This window comes from Dysgonomonas sp. Marseille-P4677 (genome assembly GCF_016652235.1).
Classification (GTDB): domain Bacteria; phylum Bacteroidota; class Bacteroidia; order Bacteroidales; family Dysgonomonadaceae; genus Dysgonomonas.
Genome location: NZ_JAEPKU010000146.1, coordinates 1 through 10,481, shown reverse-complemented (window position 1 = coordinate 10,481; position 10,481 = coordinate 1). Strand labels below are relative to the sequence as shown.

General features: G+C 36.4%; 6 protein-coding genes. 2 read left to right on the top strand and 4 right to left on the bottom strand.

Going from position 1 to position 10,481, the window contains the following annotated elements; all coding sequences use genetic code 11:
- From JGH11_RS17280 to JGH11_RS17265, 4 genes are all read right to left on the bottom strand, one after another.
- A partial coding sequence (locus JGH11_RS17280; RefSeq protein WP_201113889.1) for a hypothetical protein occupies nt 1-746 on the bottom strand: 746 nt, incomplete at its 3' end.
- Nucleotides 747-840: 94 nt separating this feature from the next.
- Complete coding sequence (gene carB, locus JGH11_RS17275; RefSeq protein WP_201113887.1) at nt 841-4,059, bottom strand: carbamoyl-phosphate synthase (glutamine-hydrolyzing) large subunit; 3,219 nt, start codon at nt 4,057-4,059, stop codon at nt 841-843.
- 26 nt (nt 4,060-4,085) lie between these two features.
- Nucleotides 4,086-5,156 carry a glutamine-hydrolyzing carbamoyl-phosphate synthase small subunit gene (gene carA / locus JGH11_RS17270; RefSeq protein WP_201113891.1) on the bottom strand — a complete coding sequence of 357 codons (1,071 nt, stop codon included), beginning with the start codon at nt 5,154-5,156 and terminating at the stop codon, nt 4,086-4,088.
- A gap of 232 nt (nt 5,157-5,388) precedes the next feature.
- Complete coding sequence (locus JGH11_RS17265; protein WP_201113885.1) at nt 5,389-7,719, bottom strand: family 20 glycosylhydrolase; 2,331 nt, start codon at nt 7,717-7,719, stop codon at nt 5,389-5,391.
- Between the two features lie 141 nt (nt 7,720-7,860).
- On the opposite strand from JGH11_RS17265, the gene JGH11_RS17260 reads away from it, so the two are divergent.
- Nucleotides 7,861-9,180, top strand: coding sequence for an aspartate kinase (locus JGH11_RS17260; RefSeq protein WP_201113883.1), 1,320 nt, complete (start codon nt 7,861-7,863; stop codon nt 9,178-9,180).
- Nucleotides 9,181-9,194: 14 nt separating this feature from the next.
- On the top strand, nt 9,195-10,352 hold the full coding sequence (gene lysA, locus JGH11_RS17255; RefSeq protein ID WP_201113881.1) for a diaminopimelate decarboxylase: 1,158 nt from the start codon (nt 9,195-9,197) through the stop codon (nt 10,350-10,352).
- Nucleotides 10,353-10,481 lie beyond the last annotated feature (129 nt).

Genomic DNA, 10,481 nt, shown 5'->3' with positions numbered 1-10,481 from the left:
TAAATAAACTCTCTGACTAATTTACCGTTGTAATATTGTTTTGTCGGAAACCCATCGTGATCATATTCATAGGTTACTTCTATTGTGTCAGTTCCATATTTAGGGTCTTCAGTAGTAAATTCATTTGGATTATTTTGTCCGATAAAATCTCTGCACCAGCGCATGCTATTGATATGCCATGCCCAGAACCATGCTGGTATATGTTCAATAGCCCAAAAAGCAGATTTGTCTTGATTAAACTTATATTTAATAATCTTACTACCTCCTTCTGTTAAAGCAGAATGCTGAGTATAAATAATCATATTGTTATTCTCATCATATACAAATTCTTCCCAAGGTTTGCCATCGTCAAATACTGTTTTTGTGAGTCTGTTTTTATTATCGATGTGAATCTTAATATGATCGATTACTTTTTTTTCACGGACCTGTTTCCCCGAGCTTACTATTTCTTCAGTAATGTATCCATCGTTGTAATGATATTTCGAATTTGTAACTAATTCGCCTCTATCCTGATTCATATTACATTCAGATAATTTATTCGAGTTTTTATCATACTTGAAGCTGAACTCTCTAAATGTGACAATGCCTTTTTCCTCGAAATAAACGAGTTGACCCTTGTTGTTGTATTTCAGATTGACAGTCTCTTTTGTATCAAGCGAATTGATCTGACTAAGAAGTTTTTTTTGTGCCGATATGGATGAAAAAGTAAGAAATAGAATAGAAATGATAGCCAATGCTTTTTTCATAGTTTTGGTGTGAAATAAAATTTTTTATACAAAATAATAAACGACCATCTATTTAACGGATAGTCGTTTATTTTATTATTCTTATAGTAAGAACTTATTCATATTCATTCCAAGCTTTAATTTCTATCTCGTCTACATTCATTTTACAGAATGCCTGTATGAAGGCAGATGCAAGACGTGAATTTGTTAGCAATGGTACGTTATAATCGATAGAAGCACGGCGTATTTTATAACCGTTGTCTAGTTCATTTGTAGTAAAGTTTTTTGGAATATTCACCACAAGATCTATCTTTTTATTTTGTATCATTTCTAACGCGCTTGGTTGTTGGTCTTCATTAGGCCAGAATACCTGAGTCGCAGGAACTCCATTGTCGGTAAGAAACTTTTGCGATCCACCTGTAGCATATAGTTCGTATCCTTTCTGATGTAGTAACTTTGCTGCTTGCAAAAGCTCTACTTTCGATTTAGCCGGACCGGTTGAAAATAACACAGTTTTTTTAGGTACACGATAACCTACCGATAGCATGGATTTCAACATAGCATCATAGAAGTTATCTCCTATACAACCGACCTCTCCAGTTGAAGCCATATCTACACCTAGTACAGGATCGGCCTTTTGCAAACGGGAAAATGAGAATTGCGAGGCTTTAATACCTACATAATCAAGGTCAAAATCATTCTTGTTGGGCTTTTCAACATGTTTGCCGAGCATAACTTGAGTGGCCAGATCAATGAAGTTTATCTTAAGAACCTTGGATACAAATGGGAAGGAGCGCGATGCGCGCAGATTACATTCTATAACCTTTATATCATTGTCTTTCGCTAAAAACTGCATATTGAAAGGACCGGAGATCTGTAATTCCTGTGCTACTTTGCGGGCTACCTTTTTTATACGTCTTACTGTTTCTATATAAAGACGTTGAGCCGGGAATTGTATGGTTGCATCTCCGGAGTGTACTCCTGCAAATTCAACATGTTCAGATATAGCATACATGACTATTTCTCCTTTGTTGGCTACGGCGTCTATCTCTATTTCTTTCGCATTCTCTACAAATTCGCTTACCACCACAGGATGTTTTTTTGATACTTCGGCTGCAAGACTCAAGAAGTTCTCCAACTCTTCATCATTCGAACATACATTCATCGCTGCCCCGGAGAGGACATATGACGGGCGTATTAGTACGGGGTAACCTACTTCTTCGACAAAGACTTTAATGTCATCTAATGTACTTAACTCTTTCCAGCGTGGTTGGTCAACTCCGATACGGTCGAGCATACTTGAAAACTTATGACGGTCTTCTGCATTGTCTATGTTTTTGGCTGTTGTTCCCAGTATATTTACTTTTGCAGCATCCAGTCGCATCGCCAGATTGTTTGGTATCTGTCCACCAACGGAAAGGATTACCCCATGAGGGTTCTCCAATTCGATGATATCCATTACCCGCTCGTACGTCAATTCATCGAAGTATAAGCGATCGCACATATCGTAGTCTGTCGATACTGTTTCGGGGTTGTAGTTTATCATTACCGAACGGTATCCCTCTTTTCGTATTGTTTGCAGGGCATTTACCGAACACCAGTCGAATTCAACCGATGATCCGATGCGATATGCTCCCGATCCGAGGACTATAACAGACTTATGGTCGCCGAGATATTTTACGTCATTAGTTTTACCATTGTATGTAATATATAGGTAGTTGGTCTGTGCCGGGTATTCGGCAGCAAGCGTATCTATCTGTTTTACACATGGTATAATACCATTCTCTTTTCGGATGCGACGTACATCGTGTGCTATGGTCTCTACAAGACTTGCTTCTTTGCATACTATTTTTGCTATCTGGAAGTCAGAGAATCCCATTTGTTTAGATGAACGAAGAAGGTCGAGTGGGAGAGATTGTATATCATCATATTTTTCCAGTTCTTTCGAACATTTGAATATATATTGAAGTTTTTGTAAAAACCATAGGTCTATCTTGGTCAGATCATGTATTTGCTCTATACTATATCCTCTTTTTAAAGCTTCTTCTATACAGAAAATACGTTTGTCGGTAGGATTTTTAAGCGCATCATCCAGATTTTCTACTTCTAGTGGTTTGTTAGCTGCAAATCCGTGCATACCGATATTTATCATTCGGAGTCCTTTCTGTATGGCTTCCTCAAAAGTTCGCCCGATAGCCATAATTTCACCTACCGACTTCATGCTCGAACCAATCTCTTTCGATACTCCATGAAATTTACCTAAATCCCAACGAGGAATTTTAACTACCACGTAGTCTAGTGCAGGTTCGAAAAATGCACATGTAGATTTTGTTACAGAATTTTTTAATTCAAATAATCCGTAACCTAGTCCTAATTTTGCAGCGACAAAAGCTAATGGATAACCTGTAGCTTTAGAAGCCAATGCCGAAGAACGACTCAGACGCGCATTTACCTCGATTACCCGATAATCTTCCGATTCGGGATCGAAAGCATATTGAACATTACATTCACCTACGATTCCGATATGTTTTACAATGCGGATAGCTAATTCACGTAGTTTGTGATACTCCGAATTTGTTAATGTTTGTGATGGTGCAACAACTATACTTTCGCCTGTATGGATACCTAGAGGGTCGAAGTTCTCCATATTACACACTGTCATACAGTTATCGTACTTGTCACGTACTACTTCGTATTCTACTTCTTTCCATCCTTTTAGCGATTTTTCAACCAAAAGCTGAGTAGAGTAGGCGAGAGCCTTTTCGGCGAGTATCCGTAGTTCTTGTTCGTTGTCACAGAAACCAGATCCCAAACCTCCAAGAGCATAGGCCGCACGCACTATAATCGGGTAGCCTAATTCTGTGGCTGCTTTTACTGCATCTTCAATTGAGCCTACAGCATGGCTTTTTATTGTTTTTACATCTATTTGATCTAATTTCTTTACAAACAAATCACGGTCTTCTGTATCCATAATTGCTTGTACCGGTGTTCCCAAGACCTTTACATTATATTTCTCAAGAATGCCATTTTCAAATAGTTGTACCCCACAGTTTAGAGCTGTTTGTCCACCAAAGGCAAGTAGAATACCTTGGGGCTTTTCTTTCTTAATAACCTTTTCTACAAAGTATGGGGTAATAGGTAAGAAATATATTTTGTCGGCACTACCTTCCGAAGTTTGTACCGTTGCTATATTAGGGTTTATGAGTACTGTTTCTATTCCTTCCTCTTTCAATGCTTTCAGAGCTTGTGAACCAGAATAGTCAAACTCTCCGGCTTCACCGATTTTCAAAGCTCCCGACCCGAGGACTAATACTTTTTTTACATCTATATCCATTATGCAATTATTTTGTTTATTGTGGATTATAATTTTTCTACAAACATATCGAACAAGAAGGATGTATCAGTAGGCCCACTTGCCGCTTCAGGGTGGAACTGAGCTGAAAAGAATGGTTTTGTTTTATGCTTAATACCTTCATTCGTTCCATCATTTAGATTGATAAACAATGGTTCCCAATCAGATCCCAGAGAAGCATTTGCTACGGCAAATCCATGATTCTGTGATGTGATAAAACATTTAGTAGAATCTACCATTTTGACAGGTTGATTATGGCTACGATGTCCATATTTCAGTTTATATATAGTTGCACCTCCTGCTTTAGATAATAATTGATTTCCCATACAAATACCACAGATAGGCTTATCTCCTTCCATCGCTTTGCGGATGTTTTTTACTGTTTCCTCACAAAAATCGGGATTACCGGGTCCATTCGAAATGAAAAGTCCATCCCATTCTAATTGGTTAAAATCATAATCCCAAGGTACACGTATTAGAGTTACTCCTTTTTTCAATAAGCAGCGAAGTATATTGTGCTTTACGCCACAATCTACCAAAACGACTTTCTTAGTCCCGTTTCCGTATGTTATTACTTCCTTACAACTAGCCAAAGCCACTTGATTATCCATATTAGGATCATAAAAGTCGATTTCATCTGCTCCTTTAAAGACAATCTTACCTTTCATCGAACCTTTTTCTCGTAATATCTTTGTAAGCTCACGTGTATCGATGCCGTAAATTCCCGGAACATCATTCTCTTTAAGCCATTCTCCAAGGCTTTTCTTTGCATTCCAGTGAGAATACTCATGAGAGTAATCAGAGATAATGAGTCCGTTTACTTGTATCTTCTCCGATTCATAAAAATCAGATATACCATTGGTGAAAGTATTGTCAGGTACACCGTAGTTACCTACGAGGGGAAATGTGACAACGAGTATCTGTCCCAGATAAGAAGGGTCGGTAAGACTTTCCGGATATCCTACCATTGCTGTATTAAATACAACTTCTCCGGCATTGGCTTTTTCGGCGCCAAATGATCTTCCTTCGAAAACTGTTCCGTCATCAAGAATAAGTTGAACTGCTTTGTCTGAATACATCTTCATTTGAAATATAATTGTGAGTAATAACTATTTTATAGGCAAAAAAAAAGGAACTTGATATTGTTATACCTGTTCCTTTTATATTAATATTAAGTGTTGTATCTTCTTCTTTTTCATTTGTCAAATACTCAAAGTTTTTTATGTGAATATCTGAGGTACAAAGTTAAGAATAATTATTAATATAAACTGATGAGAAATAATTAAAATATTAAAAATATATCCAGAATATTTATCGTACTTGAATTTCATCTATCATCAGAAATACTTTATTCCCTTTCTTTTCGTGCCATTGAGGAAGTGTTTTTATGGACTCCATTATGACTTTTACGTATCTAGCCTGAGTTTCTTTGATGTCGGTAGCTCTTGTTACTACTTTAGGTGATATGTGCTCTAAGATTTCTTCGTAATCGAGGTGATAATATTTGACATAATCCTTGCCGTCGCTGGATGTGTAGACTGTAAAACTTTTAGGAGGGAAGAGATTACCTCTTGTATTAACGAATACATCTATGCTGACAGTTGAAAAAGATGTACTTGCTTTAAGGTCTAGGGTGGCTTCCATATCTGTTCCTAAAAAACCGATCCAACTACCGGTACGGTAACTGGATATTGTGCCCTCTTGTGCATTGACAAGTGTGGTTATGCCATTGAACGTGTATTTGCTATCAGGCTGATATTTTAATGAAATAGGTTTAGCACTGGCTTTATGAACGACAAAATCTTTCGAATAGGTATCACTTTTTTTATTATCTCTATACGTTACAGCTTTGAAAATAGTATTCTTTTCGATATTTATAGCTGTATTCTTAGTATATAGAGTCGATTCTTTGTTCGGCTCTAAATCCGACATTGTGTAATATATAGGACTATTATCAAATGTTGATAGAAAAAGATTTATCTTATTATTTATTGTGTCTACAACAATGGAATCTTGTACGCCAAAAGCATGTTGACAATTTTCATATCCTAATTTGTCGAATAACTTAGATGAGTTATAAAGCCTGGATAAAAAATTATTATAATCCTTATATTTATAGTTACTCCATAATGTTTCAGCAAGTGCGCACATGCGTGGCAATAGCATATATTCTACATTTTGCTCGGCTGGCATGTATTCGGACCATAGATTAACTTGTGCACCTAGTATATGCTTTTGTTTATCTTCGGGGAGGTTTTTCGGCATTGGATCAAATGAATATGTCTTTTTTAACTCTGTAAGCCATCCGAAAGTAAAAGGTTCATTGTCTACATCAGGAGATTGATAGTAATCTAAGTATACAAATTGTTCAGGAGTCATTATAACATCATGACCTTTATTTGCTGCATATATTCCTCCTTCTGTTCCACGCCAAGACATAATCGTTGCATTAGGAGCAATACCACCCTCTAGGATTTCGTCCCAGCCAATGATGCATTTTCCTTTGGCATTGATCATTTTTTCTACACGTGCGATAAAGTAGCTTTGGAGTTCTTCACCGACTGAATGCCCATTAGCTCCTTTGAGTCTTAATTGTTTAATTTTAGCTTGACATTTAGGACAGGCCATCCATCTGTTTTTGAGACATTCGTCGCCTCCGATATGGATATATTGGGATGGAAACAGATCTGCAACCTCACTCATTACATCTTCCAGAAAAATGAAAGTCTCTTCATTTCCAGCACACAACACATCTTCGTATATGCCCCATTCGCAACCTACTTTGTATGGGCCTCCGGTACATCCGAGGTATGGGTAAGAAGCGAGTACAGCTAATGTGTGTCCGGGTATATCTATTTCAGGAATTATGGTAATGAAGCGTTCAGATGCATATTTGATGATGTCTTTTATTTCTTCTTGTGTGTAAAATCCGCCATGGGCAGTATTGTCGAATTCGCCGGTGTGTCGTCCAATGATTGTTTTTTCACGTTGAGAGCCTATTTCTGTTAATTTTGGATATTTTTTTATTTCTATACGCCATCCTTGATCATCGGTTAAGTGCCAATGAAAAACGTTCATATTGAACATTGCCATTATATCCATATATTTCTTGACAAAACTGACAGGAAAGAAATGTCGTGAGACATCCAAATGTACACCACGATGTCCATAGGCAGGAAAATCACTTATTTCTACACCCGGAAATTTGATTTCTCCTGTAGCAATGGCAGGTATAGATTTTCTCAGTGTTTGAATACCGTAGAATACACCCGATTCAGAGGCGCCATTTACAATTATTTGCGACGGATTTACATTTAATACGTAAGCTTCAGTGTTTTCGTTTGAGAAATTGGTGGTGAGTACAATCGTATTTTTGGAAGCAGAGTCATTAGTCAAATTAAGCTTGTAACCAGTGATCTGGTCTATATATTCGGATAGCATTTCAGCTACTTTTCTCAATTTTTCGTTATCTATTGGATATGATATTTTTGTTGAACTATTGAGTGTAAATGATTGATCGGTAATGTTTTTTATATCTTGTATTGCAGGTACAATATTGTAATCGGCAATAAAAGTATTATCTTTGCTGGAACAGGCGATTAAAGACAAAATAAGAAGAAAATAATGAATTTTTTTTAACATAAGAAATGATTCAGTGTTTTACATGATAAAAAGTTAAACAAAAATCAAATATATAGCTTATTCTGAAAAAAATGCCGCAAAATTTTATATTTTTGTACCGAAATAGAGCAATTACATACATATTCTAAAAGAGATTGAAGCATGAGGGTCCTAAAATTTGGCAGTGCATCTATTGCTACGGCAGAGAAAATGAAAGATGTGGCAAACATTGTTGCTAAAGGAAACAACAATATTATTGTTTTATCTTCGATGCGTGGAACTGCTGAAGCATTAACTGAAGTTTCGGATTATCTGTATAAAAAAAATCAAGAAGGAGCTATTGAGATAATTAATCAGCTAGAGAAACAATATAGAGGATTTGTTCAGGAGCTTTTTCTTATAGAAAAAAATAAAATCGAAGCGGATAAGGTTATAACCGATAAATTCGATTATATCAGAACTTTTACAAAAGATCTATTTACATTATTCGAAGAACGTGTAATAATGGCTCAGAGTGAATTGCTTAGTTCAGAATTGTTTTACTTATATCTTTGCGAGAAAAATATAAATGTGGCTCTGATTCCTGCCTTGGAGTACATGCGAACTGATAAGAATGCAGCTCCTGATCCTATATATATAAAGGAAAAACTAACAAATCTTTTAGATACAGCCAAAGCTAAGGGAGCTGATCTGTATGTTACGCAAGGATATATTTGTCGTAATGCATATGGCGAAATAGACGATTTACGTAAGGGGGGGAGCGACTTTACAGCTTCGCTCGTAGGCGCGGCTGTTGGCGCGGAAGAAGTGCAAATCTGGGCAGACGTTGATATCATGCAGAATAATGATCCCCGGTATGTGAAAGGAACAAAAGCTATACGTCGACTAAACTTTGATGAAGCTGCCGAATTAGCTTATTTTGGTACTAAAATACTTCATCCTTCAAGTATTCTTCCGGCAAAACTTGCAGATATTCCTGTTTGTTTGAAAAACACTAAATGCCCCGATGCGGAAGGCACTCTTATTTCGAATGAGACAGAGGCTTGTGCAATCAAGGCTGTAGCAGCAAAAAGAAACATAACAGCGATCAAAATAAAATCGGGTAAGATGTTACTTGCCCATGGGTTTTTACGTCGGGTAATGGAAGTATTCGAAAATTACCAGACATCTATAGATATGTTAGCTACATCTGAAATTGGTATTTCGTTGACGATAGATGATGATCGGAATATACAATTGATTCTTGATGACTTAAAAAAATATGGTACTGTATCTGTCGACAACAATATGGTAATTATATCTGTTATAGGAAATCTTGAATCGGAAGATACCAGTTTTGCATCTAATATATTGAATGCTGTTAGCGGAATCCCTATTAGGATGATTTCGTTCGGTGGAAGTAAATATAACTTCTCATTCTTGATAGAACAAAAAGACAAAGAGAAAACTCTACAAATATTGAATGACAAATTGTTTAATTAATTCTTAGACTCCAGATGACAAAAGGAAATTTTCCTGTTGACAAATTAAAAGGTATAGAGACGCCTTTTTACTATTATGATATGGATTTACTGAAAAAAACCTTGAAAATAGTAAGAGAAGAAACTAAAAAATATGGATTTATTCAGCATTATGCAGTAAAAGCTAATGCGAATCGCAAAATATTAGAGGTAATTGCTTCTGAAGGGTTAGGTGCAGATTGCGTAAGTGGAAACGAAGTAAAAGCAGCTGTTAATGCTGGTTTTCCGGCATCTAAAATAGTATTTGCCGGTGTTGGTAAAACAGATAAGGAAATTAACCTGGCGCTTGACCTTAATATTTTTTGTTTTAATGTAGAATCGCTTCCTGAATTAGAAGTGATAAACGAACTTGCTAATAAAAAAGGGAAATTGGCTCAAGTTGCTTTGCGTATAAATCCTAATGTAGATGCTCATACACATGAATATATTACAACAGGGCTGAACGAGAATAAGTTCGGCTTTGGAATGGCGCATCTTGATGATGTCTTGGAAAAATTAAAATCGCTGAAAGCAATAAAGCTAATCGGAATACATTTTCATATAGGTTCTCAAATAGAAGATATTCATGTATTCGAGCCGTTATGTGAGCGTATAAATGAGCTTCAGAATTTTTTTGAAGAAAAAGGAATCAAACTAGAACACATAAATGTAGGAGGGGGATTAGGTATAGATTACGAAAATCCTGATAGTCACCCGGTTTCAGACTTTGAAGGGTATTTCGCTTCATTTCATAAAAACTTGAAATTAAGAGAAGGTCAAATCGTTCATTTCGAATTAGGGCGATCCATAGTTGCGCAGTGTGGATCTTTAGTTACACGTACAACATATGTGAAACACGGCGAAAGTAAAACTTTTGTGATAGTAGATGGTGGGATGACAGATCTTATTCGTCCAGCTCTTTATCAGGCATATCATAAAATAGAGAATATTTCATCTGATCTACCTGCAAAAAAATATGATATAGTTGGTCCTATATGTGAATCTTCGGATGTGTTTGCTAAAGATTATGAATTGAATGAAACGCAACGAGGCGATCTGCTTGTCCTTCGTTCAGCTGGGGCTTATGGAGAAATAATGGCCTCTCAATATAATTGTCGGGAGTTGCCTAAGCCATACTACTCGGATAAAATATAATCAGATAATATTATACCAAGAGTCGTATGGAATATATGGCTCTTGTCTTTTATATACGACCTTTTTACTCGACATATATAATGATTGAACAGATCTTGACTTCTTTTACTTTTACCAAAGTAGAAATTA

Excerpts from the sequence above, each read along its gene's own strand:
- carA (WP_201113891.1), bottom strand. The coding sequence starts at position 5,156 with ATGTATTCAGACAAAGCAGTTCAACTTATTCTTGATGACGGAACAGTT.
- JGH11_RS17265 (WP_201113885.1), bottom strand. The coding sequence starts at position 7,719 with ATGTTAAAAAAAATTCATTATTTTCTTCTTATTTTGTCTTTAATCGCC.
- carB (WP_201113887.1), bottom strand. The coding sequence starts at position 4,059 with ATGGATATAGATGTAAAAAAAGTATTAGTCCTCGGGTCGGGAGCTTTG.
- lysA (WP_201113881.1), top strand. The coding sequence starts at position 9,195 with ATGACAAAAGGAAATTTTCCTGTTGACAAATTAAAAGGTATAGAGACG.
- JGH11_RS17260 (WP_201113883.1), top strand. The coding sequence starts at position 7,861 with ATGAGGGTCCTAAAATTTGGCAGTGCATCTATTGCTACGGCAGAGAAA.